8 protein-coding genes are annotated in these 17,538 nt (G+C 68.6%); 4 read left to right on the forward strand and 4 right to left on the reverse strand.

What is annotated here, in order from left to right; all coding sequences use genetic code 11:
- Positions 1–20: 20 nt before the first annotated feature.
- Positions 21–1,010 (reverse strand): tripartite tricarboxylate transporter substrate binding protein, encoded by a 990-nt coding sequence (locus tag AB6806_RS18250; RefSeq protein WP_112764392.1) that lies wholly within the window; start codon positions 1,008–1,010, stop codon positions 21–23.
- A 212-nt stretch (positions 1,011–1,222) separates the two neighbouring features.
- Positions 1,223–2,662, reverse strand: coding sequence for a trypsin-like peptidase domain-containing protein (locus tag AB6806_RS18255; protein WP_142023073.1), 1,440 nt, complete (start codon positions 2,660–2,662; stop codon positions 1,223–1,225).
- A 297-nt stretch (positions 2,663–2,959) separates the two neighbouring features.
- Between AB6806_RS18255 and AB6806_RS18260 the strand changes: the two genes are divergently transcribed.
- Together AB6806_RS18260 and pbpC are read left to right on the forward strand one after the other, a co-directional pair.
- Entirely contained in the window at positions 2,960–8,218 is a 5,259-nt protein-coding gene (locus tag AB6806_RS18260) for an alpha-2-macroglobulin family protein (protein WP_370955089.1), read from the forward strand.
- A gap of 95 nt (positions 8,219–8,313) precedes the next feature.
- On the forward strand, positions 8,314–10,410 hold the full coding sequence (pbpC, locus tag AB6806_RS18265; RefSeq protein ID WP_370955090.1) for a penicillin-binding protein 1C: 2,097 nt from the start codon (positions 8,314–8,316) through the stop codon (positions 10,408–10,410).
- 626 nt (positions 10,411–11,036) lie between these two features.
- Here pbpC and AB6806_RS18270 read toward each other — a convergent pair.
- Together AB6806_RS18270 and AB6806_RS18275 are read right to left on the reverse strand one after the other, a co-directional pair.
- On the reverse strand, positions 11,037–14,123 hold the full coding sequence (locus AB6806_RS18270) for an efflux RND transporter permease subunit (RefSeq protein WP_038363112.1): 3,087 nt from the start codon (positions 14,121–14,123) through the stop codon (positions 11,037–11,039).
- Positions 14,123–15,205 carry an efflux RND transporter periplasmic adaptor subunit gene (locus tag AB6806_RS18275; protein ID WP_142023070.1) on the reverse strand — a complete coding sequence of 361 codons (1,083 nt, stop codon included), beginning with the start codon at positions 15,203–15,205 and terminating at the stop codon, positions 14,123–14,125. Before AB6806_RS18275 ends, AB6806_RS18270 begins: the two co-directional genes overlap by 1 nt.
- Positions 15,206–15,638: 433 nt before the next feature.
- Between AB6806_RS18275 and phnC the strand changes: the two genes are divergently transcribed.
- Entirely contained in the window at positions 15,639–16,457 is an 819-nt protein-coding gene (phnC, locus tag AB6806_RS18280; RefSeq protein WP_370955091.1) for a phosphonate ABC transporter ATP-binding protein, read from the forward strand.
- A 71-nt stretch (positions 16,458–16,528) separates the two neighbouring features.
- Positions 16,529–17,443, forward strand: a complete 915-nt coding sequence (gene phnD / locus AB6806_RS18285) for a phosphonate ABC transporter substrate-binding protein (RefSeq protein ID WP_370955092.1) — start codon at positions 16,529–16,531, stop codon at positions 17,441–17,443.
- Positions 17,444–17,538: the final 95 nt, after the last annotated feature.

A 17,538-nucleotide genomic window follows, 5' to 3' on the forward strand; every position in this document is an offset into this window, starting at 1 on the left:
GGCTGCGTGAGGTCCGAGCGTCAGCCCTTGGCGAGCCCGCCCGCCTTCATGAAGGCGCCCATCGCCTTGTCGCTCTCGGCCATGAACGAGCCGAAATTCTCCGCGTCCGCATATTTCATCGAGAGGCCGCGCGAATTCATGAAGTCCTTGTACTCCTGCGAGTCGTAGATCTTCTTCAGCTCGGCGGAGAGCAGCTTGGCGACGTCCGGCGGCAGGTTCTTCGGCCCCCCGATGCCGCGCCAGGAGCCGAGCGGAACCTCGATGTTCAGCGCCTCCTTCAGTGTCGGCACGTCCTTGAACTGCGGGTTGCGCTCCGCCGCCATGATGGCGAGTGCCTTGGCGCGGCCGGCATCGATCATCGCGCGGGCCTCGGGCACCGAGCAGGTCACGAGGTCGAGCCCGCCCGCAGCGAGGTCCTGCATCGCGGGCGCGGCGCCGTTCGAGGGAACCCAGGCGACATGGTCGGGCTTCAGCCCCATCGCCTGCATCCAGCCGACGAGGGCGAGATGCCAGATGCCGCCCTGCCCGGTGCCGGACGCCTTGAACTTGCCGGCCGGCGCGGCCTTGATCGCATCCGCGAGCTGCTTCACGTCCTTGTAGGGCGAATCCGACTTCACCTGCACGCCCGGCGGGTCGTCGTTCATCAGCGCCAGCGGCGTGTAGCTGGCATAGGTCAGTTGCGTCAGCCCCTGGTGATGCATCATCGCGATCTCGGAGGTGATGATGCCGAGCGTGTAGCCGTCCGGCGGCGCCGTCGCGATGGCGGAATGGCCGACCACGCCGGAGCCGCCGGTGCGGTTCACCACGCTGAAGGGCTGGCCGAGGCTCTTTTCCAGCAGCGAGGCGATGATGCGGACGACGGCATCGGTGCCGCCGCCGGCTCCCCAGGGGCATACCAGGGTGACGGGACGGGATGGGAACTTGGCCTGTGCGATGGCAGGCGCGGCGATCAGGCCGGCAGCCCCCGCCGCCGCTCCCTTGAGCACACTGCGTCTGTCGAGGGTGGTCATCTGTCATTCCTCCGCTAAATCGTTTTAGGGGCTGAGCGCTCCTCACCGCTGGCGGGGCGCTCTTGAGATAACCGGGTCATCTGAGCCGATCGCGGAAGCGGTGGCAACTTCGCATTTCGGCGAAGAAAGAGCCTTTTCCGGCGGGTTTCGTCGCGGCGGGCACGGGTGCTCCCCGCGCTGGGGGCTTCGGGAAACCGGCCGGCGGAAAAGCGCTACAACCCGCACACCAGCGGCACGACCGCGCCCGAGACCTTATCGACAACCGCGCCGGTGCTGAGGCTGGCGGCAGCGCCTGAATCGGTCGTCAGCGACAGGCCGGCATTGCCGAGAACCCCCTGGATCGCGGCGGAATCCGCCAGCGCATAGGAACGCTGCGGCGCGATGCCGGCGACGAGCTGCTTGTCGGATGGGTTGGCGGTCACCAGCCCGACGAGCCGGCCCTGACGGTCGAAGGCCGGGCTTCCGGCCTGTCCGGGTTGCAGCGGCGCCAGCACCGCCGCCCCGGTGGTGGCGCGCAGGGCCTGCCCCGGCAGCGCGACCGCGGCGCGCTTGCCGGCATCGTCGCTGAAGGCCACCAACACCAGCGCCGCGCCCGCATCCGGCACCTGCCCCGCCAATGCGGGCGGCCTGGCCGCGCCGGTTCCGTCGAGATCGAGCAGCACGAGGCCGCTGGCATCCTTGGCGCGCGGCTTGGCGGTGCGCGCACCGGCCCGCAGGCTGCGGCAGCCCTCGACCGCCGACGCCGCGCCGAGCGCGACCTTGTCGGAGAGCAGCACCGCGACGCCATAGCGCTCATTGCTGCGCGCCGCCGGCTGCGTCAGCGGCGGCGCCGATGCCGGCGCAGCAGCACTGGCGACAGCAGTCCCGCTTGCAGGCGCCGGCCCGGTCGGGAAGGGCTCGAAGCTCGCGGCGATCGCGATGACGAGCTTGTCGACGGTCGGTGCCAGCGCCTTGTCGTAGCCGATCGAGAAGCCGCGCAGGCCCTGCGGCCCGGCCGCGAGCCGGCGATAGAACCGCCCTGTCGGCGTCTCCCCGGTGACGACGAAGAAATCCGGCCGGAGCAGCTTGTAGGTGATCTTGCGCGGGCTGTTCGGGCTGACAGTGGTGGCCTTCTCGAACAGCGCCGCGAGATCGTCGCCCGGCGGCGAGGCGGTGGTGTCGAGCGTGACCTTGTCGTCGGCGCTCTGCCAGCGGCTGCCGCCGGCGGGCGTCGCATCGCGCTTCGGCAGGAGCTTGCCGGGAATGCCGATGCGCACCCCGGTCTTGTCGTCGGTGATCAGCCGGAAGCCGGCGGCATCGCGTGCCGCCTGCGCCGCCTTGGCCAGTGCCGCGCGGTCGGCCGGGGCGAGGACGCCGTCCGCCGGCCCGCGCCCGCCCTTGAGCGCATTGATCGCGCGGAAGGTCAGCGGACCGAAGGAGCCGCTGACCGCGCCGTTGAACTGGCCCGCCCAGATCAGATCGGTCTGGATCGCCTTGCGCTCGGCCTCGGGCAGCGCCTCGAAGCTCGCCTGCGCCGCCGCCATCTGCGGATTGGGCGCGGCCGGGGCGGGAGCCTGCGCCTGTGCGCCCGACGCCGCCGCCAGCAGCGCCAGACCGAGCAGGGCCGCACCGGCTTGCTTGATTCGCGCTCGGTTTCGATCGTCAGGCAACATGGTCTCGTCCTCGACAGGGGGGCGGAGCGGCTGCATTGAGCGTCAGAACGCCTGGCGCTGCAACCGGGGAAGGGCATCCCAGCGCGTGTCATCCCGGGCGACCGCAGGGAGACCCGGGATGACACGCGTGTTTCCCAATCGAACCGCCTAGCCCGCGCGCAGCGCCGCCGCATCCTTCACGCGCATGACTTGCACGGGCGCGGCGCGGTGATAGCCTGCCGGCCCGTTCAGCACCGTCATCGGTCCGAAGCCTTCGCCAGCCACGCTGAAGCCCTCGGCCGCCGAAGAGGATCGACGATGAACCTGTTGTCCCGCCTCCTGGTCGCGCTCTGCCTGAGCTTCGCGGCCGCCCCGGCTCTCGCCCAGAAGGCCTATATCCGCACCGATCTCGCGGCCGACGGGCAGAGGCTGGAGGAGCGGCTGAAGCGCGAGGTCGCGGCCGGCAACCGCCCGGCGGCCGATCTCGTCCGCGCCGGCGACATCGTGCTCGGGCGCGGCGATGCGCGCGGCGCCCTGCCGCTCGCCAATGCCGCCGTGGTCGCCGATTCCGGCAATGCCGCCGCCTGGCGCCTCATGGCCCGCGCCGCCAGCGGCATCGAGCCGCGCGACTATCGCGAGCGCTGGGAGATGCGCGAGCGCGCCATCACCGCCGCCTATCTCGCCTATAGCCGCGCCAGCAACCGCACCGACGAGGCCTCCTCGCTCGGCGTGCTCGCCCAGACCTTCGAGAAATACGAGCTCTGGCGCCCGGCGCTGACGACCTATCGCCTCAGCCTCGACCTCGCCGCCAATGCCTCGCTGCAGAAGAGCTATGAGGATTTGCGCGAAAAACGCGGCTTCCGCCTGCTCTCGAACCAGGTCGATTCCGACGCCGCCTCCCCGCGCGCCTGCTTCGAATTCTCCGAACCGCTCGCCCGCGGCAATGTCGATTTCGCGCCCTATGTCGCGATCTCCGGCGGCTCCGGCGATTTCGCCGTGAGCGGCGAGGAACGCCAGATCTGCGTCGACGGGCTGCGCCATGGCGAGCGCTACGCCATCGTCATCCGCCAGGGCGTGCCCTCCGCCATCCCCGACGAGACGCTGCTGAAATCGGCCGATTACGAGATCTATGTCCGCGACCGCACGCCCTCCGTCCGCTTCACCGGCAAGAACTACGTCCTGCCCCGCACCGGCCAGCAGGGCATCCCGGTCGTTTCGGTCAATTCCGGCAAGCTCGACCTCGAGGTGATGCGGATCGGCGACCGCAACCTGATCAACTCGGTCCATTCCGACGACTTCCTGAGCCAGCTCGGCTCGTGGCAATCCCGCCAGATCGCCTCCGACAAGGGCCAGAGCGTCTGGACCGGCACGATGGACGTGAAGTCCGAGCTCAACAAGGACGTCGTCACCGCCTTCCCGGTGGTCGAGGCGGTCGGCAGCCTGAAACCCGGCGTCTATGTGATGTTCGCCAAGCCCTCGGGCGGCCCGGCCGCGCCCGCGACCGGCGACGACGGCGATTCCTACGATGACGGCACCACCCGCGTGACGCAGTGGTTCGTCGTCTCCGATCTCGGCCTGACCTCCTTCTCCGGGCCGGACGGCGTGCATGTGCTTGCCCGCTCGCTCGCCGACGCCAAGCCGATCGCCAATGCCGAGCTGCGCCTGATCGCCCGCAACAACGAGGTGCTCGGCACGGCGAAGACCGATTCCAACGGCTATGCCCGCTTCGATGCAGGGCTCGCCAAGGGCGAAGGCGGCAATGCGCCCGGCCTCGTCACCGCCGGGCTGGGTGAGGATTACGGCTTCCTCGACCTGAAGCAGACCGCCTTCGATCTGTCGGATCGCGGCGTGAAGGGCCGCGTCGCGCCGGCCGGGCTCGACGCCTTCCTCTATACCGAGCGCGGCGTCTACCGCTCGGGCGAGACGGTCTATCTCACCTCGCTGCTGCGCGACGCCAAGGGCGCCGCCGTCACCGGCCTGCCGCTCACCATCGTGGTCAAGCGCCCCGACGGCGTCGAGTACCGCCGCCGTCAGGTCGAGGACCAGGGTGCGGGCGGCCGCGCCCATTCGATCCCGCTGATCTCCGGCGCCGCCACCGGCACCTGGCGCGTCCTCGCCTATGCCGATCCGAAGGGACAGGCGATCGGCGAGACCTCCTTCCTCGTCGAGGATTACGTCCCCGAGCGGCTGGAGCTGACGCTCACCCCGAAGGCTCCGGTGCTCCAGGCCGGCGAGCCGGCCGAGGTCAACGTCGCCGCCCGCTATCTCTATGGCGCGCCGGGCTCCGCCCTCGACGTCACCGGCTCGATGACGCTGCGCGCCGCGAGCGCCAGCGCCATCCCCGGCTTCGGGGATTATCAGGTCGGCCTGACCGACGAATCCTTCGATCCCGTCCAGACCGAATTCGAGGAGAGCGCCACCACCGACGCCGCCGGCAAGGCGACGATCTCCAACCCCGTCCAGCAGGCCGAGACCAACCGCCCGCTCGAGGTCGAGATGACCGTGCGCGTCGGCGAGCCCGGCGGGCGCGCCATCGCCCGCTCCGTCACCGTGCCGATCGTGCCCAAGGGCGCGGCCATCGGCGTCCGGCAGACCTTCAAGGACGGCGAGCTCGGCAACAACCAGAGCGCGACCTTCGACGTCATCATGGCGACCGGCGACGGCAAGCGGCTCAGCCGGCCGAACGTGAAATGGGTGCTCTCGAAGGTCCGCCGCAACTACCAGTGGTTCTTCAAGGATGGCCGCTGGAACTATGAGGGCGTCACCACCACGCGGCGCGTCTCGGACGGGCAGGTCACGGTCTCCGCGACCGAGCCGGCGAAGATCGCCGCGCCCGTCGAATGGGGCAATTACCGGCTCGACGTGACCTCCGACGGCGCCGAGGAGGCCGCGACTGCCGTCTCCTTCAGCGTCGGCTATGAAAGCGACAAGACGGCCGATACGCCGGACGTGCTCGACGTCGCCCTGGACAAGGCCTCCTACGCCAATGGCGAGACCGTGCAGGTCCGGCTCTCGCCGCGCTTCGCCGGCAAGGCGACGCTCGCCGTCATCAGCGACAAGCTCGCGGACATCCGCACCATCGACATCACCGAGGGCGGCACCACCGCCAATATCCCGGTGAAGTCGGAATGGGGCGCGAGCGCCTATCTCGTCGTGCTCGCCCATCGCCCGATGGATACCGCCGCCAAGCGCCTGCCCGGCCGCGCGATCGGTCTGGCATGGTTCCAGATCGGCAAGGACGAGCGCACGCTGGCGGTCGATCTCGGCGCGCCCAAGCTGGTGCGCCCGCTCTCGACGCTCTCGCTGCCGGTCAAGCTCTCCGGGCTGAAAGCCGGCGAGGACGCCTTCGTCACGGTCGCTGCCGTCGATGTCGGCATCCTCAACCTCACCCGCTATGAGAGCCCCGATCCGAGCAAGTATTTCTTCGGCCAGCGCCAGCTCGGCCATGATCTGCGCGATCTCTACGGCTATCTGATCGACGGCATGCAGGGCGTGCGCGGCACCATCCGCACCGGCGGCGACGCCGCGCCCAAGATGGACGGCGAGAAGCCGACGCAGGAGCCGCTCGCCCGCTATTCCGGCGTGGTCAAGGTCGGGGCCGACGGCACGGCGAAGATCGATTTTGACCTGCCGGCCTTCAACGGCACGGTGCGCGTCATGGGCGTCGCCTGGTCGGCCGGGCGCACCGGCCAGGCCAGCGCCGACGTGATCGTGCGCGACCAGGTCGTGGCGCAGGCGACGCTGCCGCGCTTCCTCGCCATCGGCGACCAGTCCCGCTTCCATCTCCAGATCGACAATGTCGAGGGTCCCGCCGGCGCCTACACCGTCGATCTCGACGTGAAGGGCCCGGTCCTCGTCGCCGCCGATGCGACCCATCGCACGGTCCAGCTCGCGGCCGGCGCCAAGACGCAGATGACGATCCCCGTCACCGCAGCCGGCCTCGGCCGCGCCGAATTCGACGTGCGCGTCTCCGGGCCGAACGGCATCGGCACGGTGCAGAACCTCGCGGTCAAGGTACAGCCCTCGGCCGCAACGCTGGCGCGCCGCATCGTCCGGCCGATCCCCGGCAATGGCGGGGCGATCACCGTCTCCTCCGACCTGCTGGCCGATCTCGTGCCGGGCTCGGGGCAGGTCTCGGTCTCGGTCTCGCCCTTCGGCTCGCTCGACGTGCCCGCCTTGCTCAAGGCGCTTGACCGCTACCCCTATGGCTGCACCGAGCAGACCGTCTCGCGGGCGCTGCCGCTGCTGGCGGTCAACCAGCTCGCCTCAATGGAGAACCTCGCCCTCGACGACAATGCCGATGAGCGCGTGCAGAAGGCGATCGAGCGCGTGCTCGCCCGGCAGGGCGGCAACGGCTCCTTCGGCCTGTGGGGCGTCGGCGGCGAGGATTTGTGGCTCGACGCCTTCGTCGCGGACTTCCTGACGCGGGCCCGCGAGCGCAGGTTCGACGTGCCGCAGGTGGCCTTCAACATGGCGCTGGACCGGCTGCGCAACCAGGTCGTCAACACCGGCGACATCAACAAGGAGGAGGCCGCCGGCATCGCCTATGCGCTCTATGTGCTCGCCCGCAACGGCCGGCCGGTGATGGGCGATCTGCGCTATCTCGCCGACAACAAGCTCGGCGATTTCGCGACCCCGCTCGCCCGCGCCCAGATCGGCGCGGCGCTCTCGGCGCTCGGCGACCGGGCGCGCGGCCGCACCGCCTTCGGCAGCGCGCTCGGCCTGCTCCAGCAGGCAAGCGATGACGGGTTCTCGCGCCCTGATTACGGCTCGCGCCTGCGCGACGGCGCCGGGGTGCTCGCGCTGATCGCGGAGTCCAATGGCGAGCGCGCCGATATCGGCCGCGCGGTGTCGCTCCTCGACGCCACCCGCAACAGCGCCCGCTACAGCTACACCTCGACGCAGGAGCAGATGTGGATGGTGCTGGCGGCGCAGGCCATGGCCAAGGAGGCCGAGGGCATGACGCTGACCGTCGACGGCGCGGCCCGCAAGGGCGCCTTCTACCGCACCGTCTCGGCCGAGGCGCTGGACGCCAAGCCGCTGACCATCGCCAATCCGGGCAGCGCCAATGCCCAGGCGGTGATCACCGTCGCGGGCATCCCGACCACGCCGGAGCCGGCGCTGAACCAGGGTTTCGGCCTCGAGCGCGTGATCTACACGATGAAGGGCGAGCGGGCCGACCCCGCCCACCTGCGCCAGAACGAGCGCTATGTCGTGGCGCTCAACGTGAGCGAGGGCGCGCCGCGCTTCGGCCGCTTGCTGCTGGTCGATCCGGTGCCGGCCGGGCTGGAGATCGAGAACGCCAACCTGACCGAGGGCGCCTCGACCGCCGGGCTCGACTGGCTGAAGCAGGAGGTCTCGCCGGTGCATACCGAAGCGCGCGACGACCGCTTCGTCGCGGCCTTCGAGCGCTCTGGCGCGAAGAGCGACAAGCTCGCCTACACCGTCGCCTATATCGCCCGGGCTGTCTCGCCCGGCCGCTACGTCGCGCCGGCCGCCGTGATCGAGGACATGTACCGGCCGGATCGCTTCGGCCGCACGGGCTTCGGCGCGGTGGAGATCAGTTCGGCGCGGTGATGGCCGTGAATGACCCGACCAGTCCGTCATTCTCGGGCGAAGCGAAGCGCAGACCCGAGAATCTCGATCAGGAGATGCTCGGGTCAAGCCCGAGCATGACGCCGCGTCCTGGCCGCTTCGGCAAGCTTAAGATCGGGGTGGCGGCCTGCGCCCTTGCGGTCGTTGCCGCCACCACCGCCCTCACCCTCTATATCCGCTCCCTCCCGCCGCTCGCCCTTTCCGCCGCCGCCGACCGCTCGACCGTCGTGCTCGACCGCGAGGGCCGGCTGCTGCGGCCCTTCCTCACCACCGATGGCCGCTGGAAGCTCCCCCTTACCAGCGACGATGTCGACCCGCGCTACCTCGCCATGCTCAAGGCCTATGAGGACAGGCGCTTCGACAGCCATCCCGGCATCGATCCGCTCGGCCTGGCGCGCGCCGCCGGCCAGATGCTGCGGCATGGCCGCGTCGTCTCCGGCGGCTCGACCCTGACCATGCAGGTCGCCCGCCTGCTCGAGCCGCGCGACGAGCGCACGCTCTCCGCAAAACTCCGGCAGGCCGTGCGGGCCGTCGAATTGGAACGGCACCTCAGCAAGACCGAGATTCTCGACCTCTATCTCAACCTCGCCCCCTTCGGCGGCAATCTCGAAGGCGTGCGCGCCGCGAGCTTCGCCTATTTCGGCAAGGAGCCGAAGCGGCTTTCCACCGCCGAGGCGGCGCTGCTCGTCGCCCTGCCGCAATCGCCCGAGACGCGCCGGCCCGACCGCTTCGCGGAAGCCGCCCGAAAAGCCCGCGCCCGTGTGCTCGCCCGCGTCGAACGCGCCGGCATCGCCACAAAGGGCGAGGTCACCGCCGCGCGCGACGAGGAGATCCCGACCGCACGCCGCCCCTTCCCCACCTTGAGTCCCCATGTCGCCGAGCAGGTCGTGGCGGAGGCGCCGGCGCAGCGCGTCCACCGTCTCAGCCTCGATGCGCGCTTGCAGAAGAGCCTGGAAGGCCTCGCCCGCGAGCGCAGCCTCGGCCTCGCGCCCCAAATCTCGATTGCCATCCTCGCCGTCGACAACGAGACCGGCGCGGTCCGCGCCTCGGTCGGCGGCGTCGATTATTTCGCGGCCGAACGGGCAGGCGCGCTCGACCTGACGCGCGCGTTGCGCTCGCCCGGCTCGGCGCTGAAACCCTTCATCTACGCGCTCGCCTTCGACAACGGCATCGCCCATCCCGAGACGATGCTGGAGGACCGGCCGGCACGCTATGGCAGCTATGTGCCAGAGAATTTCGACATGACCTTCCAGGGCATGGTCAGCGCCCGCAAGGCGCTGCAACTCTCCCTGAACGTCCCGACGGTGGAGCTGCTCTCGGCGCTCGGGCCGCAGCGTTTCCTGTCGCGGCTGCGCGATGCCGGCATCACCGTCGCTCTGCCGAAAGAGGGCGGCGCGCCCGGCCTTGCGGTCGGCCTCGGCGGGCTCGGCATCACCTTGCAGGACCTGACCCGCGCCTATGTCGGCCTGGCGCGTGGCGGCGAGATGGCGCCGCTGCGGTTCAGGGAGGAGCCGTCTTCCAGCGGAACGCCGCCCCTGCATCTCGTCGAGCCGGTCGCGGCCTGGTATGTCGCCGACACGCTGCTCGGCGCCCCGCCGCCGCTCAACGCCGTGCCCGGCCGCATCGCCTACAAGACCGGCACCTCCTATGGCTATCGCGATGCCTGGGCCGTCGGCTTCGACCGCAAGCACACCATCGGCGTCTGGGTCGGCCGGGCCGATAACGGCGCCGTGCCCGGCCTCGTCGGGCGCGTGGTGGCGGCGCCGATCCTGTTCGACGCCTTCGCCCGGCTCGGCATCGATCCGCGACCCTTCCCGCAACCCGCCGACGCCATCGTGGCCAGCACGAACCACCTGCCGCCACCGCTGCGCCATCTGCGCCAGGACGTGCCGAAGACGGTGGCCGCCATCGCGACGCCCGCCCTCAAGCTCGCCTTCCCGCCGGACGGCGCGCGCATCGACCTCTCGGCCGACAGCCTCGACGGCCAGGGCCAGCTCAATCTGAAGGCCGCGGGCGGTGCACCGCCCTTCACCTGGCTGGTCGACGGCACGCCTGTCACCGCGCCGCTGCGTCGACGCGAGGCCGCCTGGCAGCCGCCCGGCAAGGGCTTCATGCGAATTTCCGTGGTGGATGGGACGGGGGCGAGCGAGAGCGTCTCGGTCAGGTTGCAATAGCAAGCTTGCGCGCACCGAGAACCCCGTCCAGGCCTCGCCTGCGGGGTTTTCGGGCTTCAACATCCGAGGGATGCGCGGAGCCTGGCGGCGTTCGCAGTCGACGGCTGCGTGCCGATGTCGAGTCGATGTCGATGATGTCGAACAGCGACGACCTCGCGCCGTTCGGCTCCGCGCACGGGTATCTGGGGGTCCGCTTCGTGTTTGAAGCCAGGCAAAGGGCAGGGCCTGCCTGTTCGGCCCGGACGAAGTCGGCACCTCCGCGCGACCAAAGAGAGGATCACCGTGATCGCGTCCTGTCCGACGCGCGGCGATCCAGCGGACCCGCAACGGTCCGGGAGCGCGAAACCCGCAATCCCAACCGGCCCACGATGCCTCGCGAAGCCCCTCGGTCGGCTGGGACGAGGCGAGAATAGGCATGGGCTGGAAGGGCGGGGATAAGTTTGGTCGAGGAACCGGGGTTTCTTCCTTCTCCCCTCGGGAAGAAGGTCGCTCGGCGAAGCCGAGACGGATGAGGGCGGAACCTCAGCCGAAAATAAGAAAGGGCCGCTTGCGCGACCCTTCCCTCATCTGCTTCGCAGACCCCTTCTCCCACAAGGGGAGAAGGGAGCCCTTTGTCTGTTCGCGCGCTACTCCGCCGGCTGCGGATGCGCGCCATGCGCCTCTTCATGCGCGCCATGGCGCGAGCCATGGACCTTGCGCGCCAGATAGCTGTAGGCCACCGGCACCACATAGAGCGTCAGCAAGGTGCCGAAGCTCATGCCGCCGACGATGACCCAGCCGATCTGCGAGCGGCTCTCGGCACCCGCGCCATGGGCGATGGCGAGCGGCACGGCGCCGAGCACCATGGCGCCGGTCGTCATCAGGATCGGCCGCAGGCGCAGTTCCGCCGCCTCGACGAGGGCGTCGATCATCTCCTTGCCCTCCTCGCGTAGCTGGTTGGTGAACTCCAGGATCAGGATGCCGTGCTTGGTGATGAGGCCGACCAGCGTGATCAGGCCGATCTGGCTGTACACGTTCATCGTGCCGCCCGAATAGTACAGCGCGGCAAGCGCGCCCGTCAGCGAGAGCGGCACCGAGACCATGATGACGATGGGGTCGACGAAGCTCTCGAACTGCGCCGCCAGCACCAGATAGATGAAGCCGAGCGCGAGCAGGAAGACGATGAAGATGCTGGCGCCCGACTGCTTGAACTCGCGGCTCTGGCCGGAATAGTCGATCTGCACCGAACTGGGCAGCACGCGCCCCGCGCCCTCCTCCAGCACCTTGAGCGCATCGCCCAGCGAATAGCCGGGCGCAGGGATCGCGGTGATCGTCGCCGAGCGGAGCTGGTTGAAGCGGACCAGTTCCTTGGGCGCGACGTTCTCCTCGACCTTGACCAGGCTGGAGAGCTGCACCACCGCGCCGCCGCGGCCCATCAGATAGATCGACTGCAGCGCCTGCGGCGTGTTGCGCTCCGTGCCCTCGACCTGCAGCACGACGTCGTACTGCTTGCTGTTCATGTTGAAGCGCGTCACCTGCCGGCCGCCGAGCAGCGTCTCCATGGTGCGGCCGATGATGTCGACATTGACGCCGAGATCGGCGGCGCGCTGCCGGTCGATCGAGACCTTGATCTGCGGCTTGTCGAGAATGAGGTTGCTCTCGACATTGGTCAGAACGGGCGAGTTCGCGACCTCCGCCATCAGCTGGTCGACATAAGACTTGATCTGGGCATAGGGCTCGGAGGAGCGCAGCACGAACTCGACCGGCTTGCTGTTCGCCTGGCCCTGGCCGAGCGAGGCCGGATTGGTGGCGAACAGGCGGATGCCGGGGATCTGCGACAGCCCCCGGTTGATCTCGGCGACCAGATCCTGCTGCTTGCGCTCGCGCTCCTCCCAGGGCTTGAGGCGGGCGAAGGCGATGGCGCGGGTCACGTCGGGGAAGCCGACGATGACGAGGTAGGTCTCGACCTCCTGGATGTTCTTGAAATAGGTCTCGACCCGCCGGGCATAGTCGGCGGTGAAGGACAGCGTGGCACCCTCGGGCGCGACGCCGATCACGTTGATCGTGCCGCGATCCTCGACCGGCGACAATTCCGAGCGCAGATGGGTGAAGAAGTAGTAGCCGCCGCCGGCGACGCCGACCGCCAGCAGGATGATAAGCGGACGCACCGACAGCGCCGCGCGCAGCGACGCCCTGTAGCCCCGCGACAGCGCGTTGAAGCCACGCTCCAGCACGTTGAACAGCCAGCTATGGGAATCGTGATGGCGCAGCAGCTTGGCGCACATCATCGGGGTCAGCGTCAGCGCGACGAAGCCCGAGACCAGCACCGCGCCGGCCAGCGTCAGCGCGAATTCGATGAAGAGCTTGCCGGTGCGGCCGGTCGAGAACGCCATCGGCGCATAGACCGCGACCAGCGTCAGCGTCATCGCCACGACCGCGAAGGCGATTTCGTTGATGCCGCGGATCGCCGCCTTGGTCGGCGCGATGCCGTCCTCGATATGACGGTGCACGTTCTCCAGCACGACGATGGCGTCGTCGACGACGAGGCCGATGGCGAGCACCATCGAGAGCAGCGTCAGCGTGTTCACGGTGAAGCCGAGCGCATACATCAGCGCGAAGGAGCCGATCAGCGAGACCGGAATCGTCACCAGCGGGATCAGCGTCGCTCGCAGCGAGCGCAGGAAGATGAAGATGATCAGGACGACGAGGACGGTCGCCTCGATGATCGTCTGGTAGACCGCCTTGATCGAGCGGTCGATGAAGACCGAGGTATCATAGGACTTGGCGATCGACATGCCCTGAGGCAGATCCTCGATGATGCCCGGCAGCGCCTCCTCGATGCCGGCCGAGACGTCGAGCGGGTTGGCCGTCGCCTGCTTGACGATGCCGATCGTCACCGAGGGCGCGCCGCCGAACCAGGCGGCGTTGCGCTCCTCGCGCGCGCCGAGCTCGACCTTGGCGACGTCCTTGAGCTTCACGGAGAAGCCGTTGGCGTCCTTGATGACGATCTCGCGGAATTCCTCCGGCGTCGTCATGCTGGTCTGCGAGAGCACGGTGAATTCGCGGTCGTTGCTCTCGATGCGGCCCGACGGGATCTCGATGTTCTGGGCCCGGACCGCCGCCTCGATCTGCTGGACGCTGACGTCATAGGCCGACATCCGGGCGCGATCGAGCCAGATGCGCATGGCGTATTGCCGCTGGCCGAGAATGCGGACCTCCGCCACGCCGGTGACGTTCTGCACGCGGTCGGAGATGAAGCGGTCGGCGAAGTCGGTGAGCTCGAGCGGCCCGTGCCGCGAGCTGGTCAGCGAGAGATACAGGATCGGCTGCGAGTCGGCCTCGACCTTGGCGATGACGGGCTCGTCGATCTCGTCGGGCATGCGGCTGCGCACGCGGCTGACGCGGTCGCGCACATCCGAGGCCGCGACGTCGGGGTCGACATCCGGGCGGAAGCGCACCTGGATGAAGCTGCGCTCCTGGCGGCTGGTCGAGGACAGGATCTCGATGCCTTCGATGCCGGCGATCGAGTTCTCCAGGATCTGGGTGACCTGCGTCTCGATGATCTCGGCCGAGGCGCCGCGATAATCGGTGCGCACCGAGACGACGGGCTCGTCGATATTGGGATATTCGCGCACGGTCAGGCGCCCGTAGCTGACGAAGCCGATCAGCATCACCAGCAGACTCATGACCGTCGAGAGGACGGGCCTACGGACGAAGAGTTCGAACAGGCTCATCAGAGCTGGCTCGTCTGAACGATCTTGTCCTTGATCGCGATGGCGGCGCCGTCGCGCAGCCGCATCTGCCCGGCGGTGATGATCTGCATGCCGGGCGTCAGCCCGCTGACGATCTCGACCTTGCCCGGCAGGCGCTTGCCGAGCTCGACGCTGAGGCGCTTCGCTTTGCCGTTCTCGACGACATAGACCATCTTGCCGACGGCATCCGGCACCACCGCCATCTCCGGCACCACGATCGCGTTCGGGCGCTGGTCGATGGTGATGGCGAGGCGGGCGAAGAGGCCGGGCTTGAGCGCGAGATCCGCGTTCGGGATCGTCGCGCGCAGGCGGATGGCGCGGCCGTTCACGTCCACGACCGGGTCGATCGCGAAGATCTTGCCGGTGAATTTCCGGTCGACGACTGCATCGACCCGCATCTGCACGGGCTGCCCGACCTTGAGGCGGCTGAGGAAGATCTCCGGAACGCGGAAATCGATCTTGATCGGGTCGACGCTGGTCAGGGTGATCAGCGGCTTGCCGACCGGGACATAGTCACCAACGCCGACCGCGCGCAGGCCGACCACGCCGTTGAACGGCGCGAGGATGGTCGATTGCGCGAGCTTGGCCTTGGCGAGCTGGACGCGGGCCTCGGTCGAGGCGAGCTTCGCCGCGGATTCGTCGAGCGCGACCTGCGTGCCGGAACCGCGCGAGACCAGACCCCTCAGACGCTCGTTGGTGTCGCGGGCGAGGCCGAGATCGGCCATCGCCTGCTTGAGCTCGGCATCGAGGATCGCGGTGTCGAGCTTGACCAGCTCCTGCCCGGCCTTGACCGGCTCGCCTTCCCTGAAGCCGAGCGAGACGACGCGGCCGGCGATCTCGGGGGCGATGACGACGGATTCGTCGGCGGCCAAAGTGCCGAGCGCCTCGACCTCCTCGCTGACCGTCATGATCTCGACGGAGGCGACTTCCACCGGCACCGCCGCACGCGCAGTCGGCGCCACGCTGGCCTGGGCCGGCTGGCTGCCGGCCAGACGTATCCGGTAGCCGTAATACCCGCCGCCTGCCAGGCCGGCAACGAGGAGAAGGAGAACGAACCGCTTCATCAGGCTGGGGGCTCCGTTGCCGCCGGTTGGTCTTAAATGGAACGAAAGGCCTTGCTAAGATGCCGGCACGCCACAGCGGCACAAAAACGCATGTTTTTGCGCCGCCGCCGCATCGATCCGGCGCCTTTAGGCACCTATGCAAGATACCTGCCGGGGCGCGACGCGCCGATACGGCGCCTCTGCCGCACGCAGGCATCCATCCTCATCCTGCCGATAAGTCACCCATCGTCCAAGCGCATTTTACCGACCTCACGAAAATGTTGGCCCGCCCGGCCCCGTGAAAGGCCGTTCGGAGCCGCACAGCGGCCGCCCGCCGTCACGCCGCTGTCATCTCCGGCCGATAGCGCTTCTTCCCATGCATGAACCTTGGCTCCGACGGCTCCGGCCGGCCCGGTGTCGCCATCGTGCGAAATGTCATGTTCGAGAACCTTTCATGTTGCGCATCGAAGGCCTGGTGAAGCGCTTCGGCGACAAGAACGCCGTCGACAATGTCTCGCTGTCGATCCCCAACGGCGAGATGGTCGGCGTCATCGGCCGGTCCGGAGCCGGCAAATCGACGCTGTTGCGCATGCTCAACCGGCTCGCCGAGCCGAGCGCCGGGCGCATCATCTGCGAGGACCGTGACATCACGACGCTGAAGGGCACCGCGCTCAGGCGCTGGCGCCGCGACACCGCGATGATCTTCCAGCAGTTCAACCTCGTCGGCCGCCTCGACGTGCTCACCAACGTGCTGCTCGGCCGGCTCAACCACCGCTCGCCCGCGCTGACGCTGGTGAAGAGCTTCTCCACCGACGACAAGATCCGCGCCATCGCCGCGCTCGAGCGGCTCGACATGGCCCATCTCCTCGCCCAGCGCGCCGAGACCCTGTCGGGCGGCCAGCAGCAGCGCGTCGCCATCGCCCGCGCTCTGGTCCAGGAGCCCCGCATCATCCTGGCCGACGAGCCGATCGCCTCGCTCGACCCGCGCAACACCCAGGTCGTGATGGACGCGCTGTTCCGCATCAACCGCGAACACGGCATAACCGTGATGTGCAACCTGCACGACCTCGATATCGCGGCGAAATACTGCGACCGGCTGATCGGCATGGCCGCCGGCAAGGTCGTCTTCGACGACGTGCCGCAGGCGCTGACCCGCGAGGTCGCGGCCGAGCTCTACGGCATCGAAGCGAAGGATGCCGGCGCCGAGGCCCTGGACGCGCTCGACGCCATCGCCGCCTCCGAAGCCAAGCGCGCCAAGCAGAAGATCGCCTGAGCGGCCGCCGCGCCGCCAGCCGCGAGAAGACGAGCCTAACCCGAAGACCCGCACCCAAAGGAGCAGACCGCATGCTGACCCGTCGTCATACCCTGAAGCTCGCCGCCGCCGGCCTCGCCGTCGCCGCCACCCCGGCTTTCGCCCAGGACTGGAAGGCGAAGTATCCGGAGCTCGTCTTCGCCATCATCCCGGCCGAGAACGCCTCGGGCGTCGTCGACCGCTACACCCCCTTCGTGAACTATCTCTCGAAGGAGCTCGGCACCAAGGTGACGCTGCGCGTCGCCAATGACTACGCCGCGATCATCGAGGGCCAGCGCGCCGGCAACATCCAGATCGGCATGTACGGCCCGGCTTCCTTCGCCCGCGCCCGCGTCACCGGCGTCAAGGTCGACGCCTTCGCGATCGAGACCAATCTCGACGGCACCAAGGGCTATCACTCCGTCTTCTACGTGAAGAAGGATTCGCCCTACCAGAAGATCGAGGATCTCAAGGGCAAGAATCTCGGCCTCGTCGACCCGAACTCCACCTCGGGCAACAACGTGCCGCGCTTCGTCCTCGACAAGATGAAGATCGACCCGGAGACCTTCTTCTCCAAGGTCGTCTATACCGGCAGCCACGAGAACGCGATCATCGCGCTCAGCCAGGGCACCGTCGACGTCGCCGCGAACTGGTGGAACGACGAGAACGAGTCGAACCTGCTGCGCATGGCCCGCAAGAACATGGCCAAGGCCGAGGACTTCCGGATCATCTACAAGTCCGAGCAGATCGTGAACTCGCCGATGGCCTATCTCTCAGGCCTGCCTGAGGACCTCAAGGCCAAGATCCGCGACGCCGTCCTCAACCTCGCCACCAAGGACAAGGCCGCCTTCGACAAGATCTATGAAGGCAAGCAGGGCCCGCTCGTCGCCGTCGACAACAAGGCCTACGACCCGGTCATCGAGCTCATCACCTTCGTCGACTCGCTGCGCAAGAAGAAGTCGTCGTAATTCAGCCCGTCATGCTCGGGCTTGCCCCGAGCATCTCTTCAAAGAGCTTCTCGGGTCCGCGCGCCGCGGGCCCGAGAATGACGCCCTTCTCCACG

The organism is Allobosea sp. RCC_152_1, assembly GCF_041360765.1.
GTDB classification, from domain to species: domain Bacteria; phylum Pseudomonadota; class Alphaproteobacteria; order Rhizobiales; family Beijerinckiaceae; genus Allobosea; species Allobosea spartocytisi.

Coding starts and splice junctions, on each gene's coding strand:
- AB6806_RS18250 (WP_112764392.1), bottom strand. CDS start 1,010: ATGACCACCCTCGACAGACGCAGTGTGCTCAAGGGAGCGGCGGCGGGG.
- AB6806_RS18255 (WP_142023073.1), bottom strand. CDS start 2,662: ATGTTGCCTGACGATCGAAACCGAGCGCGAATCAAGCAAGCCGGTGCG.
- AB6806_RS18260 (WP_370955089.1), top strand. CDS start 2,960: ATGAACCTGTTGTCCCGCCTCCTGGTCGCGCTCTGCCTGAGCTTCGCG.
- pbpC (WP_370955090.1), top strand. CDS start 8,314: ATGACGCCGCGTCCTGGCCGCTTCGGCAAGCTTAAGATCGGGGTGGCG.
- AB6806_RS18270 (WP_038363112.1), bottom strand. CDS start 14,123: ATGAGCCTGTTCGAACTCTTCGTCCGTAGGCCCGTCCTCTCGACGGTC.
- AB6806_RS18275 (WP_142023070.1), bottom strand. CDS start 15,205: ATGAAGCGGTTCGTTCTCCTTCTCCTCGTTGCCGGCCTGGCAGGCGGC.
- phnC (WP_370955091.1), top strand. CDS start 15,639: ATGTTGCGCATCGAAGGCCTGGTGAAGCGCTTCGGCGACAAGAACGCC.
- phnD (WP_370955092.1), top strand. CDS start 16,529: ATGCTGACCCGTCGTCATACCCTGAAGCTCGCCGCCGCCGGCCTCGCC.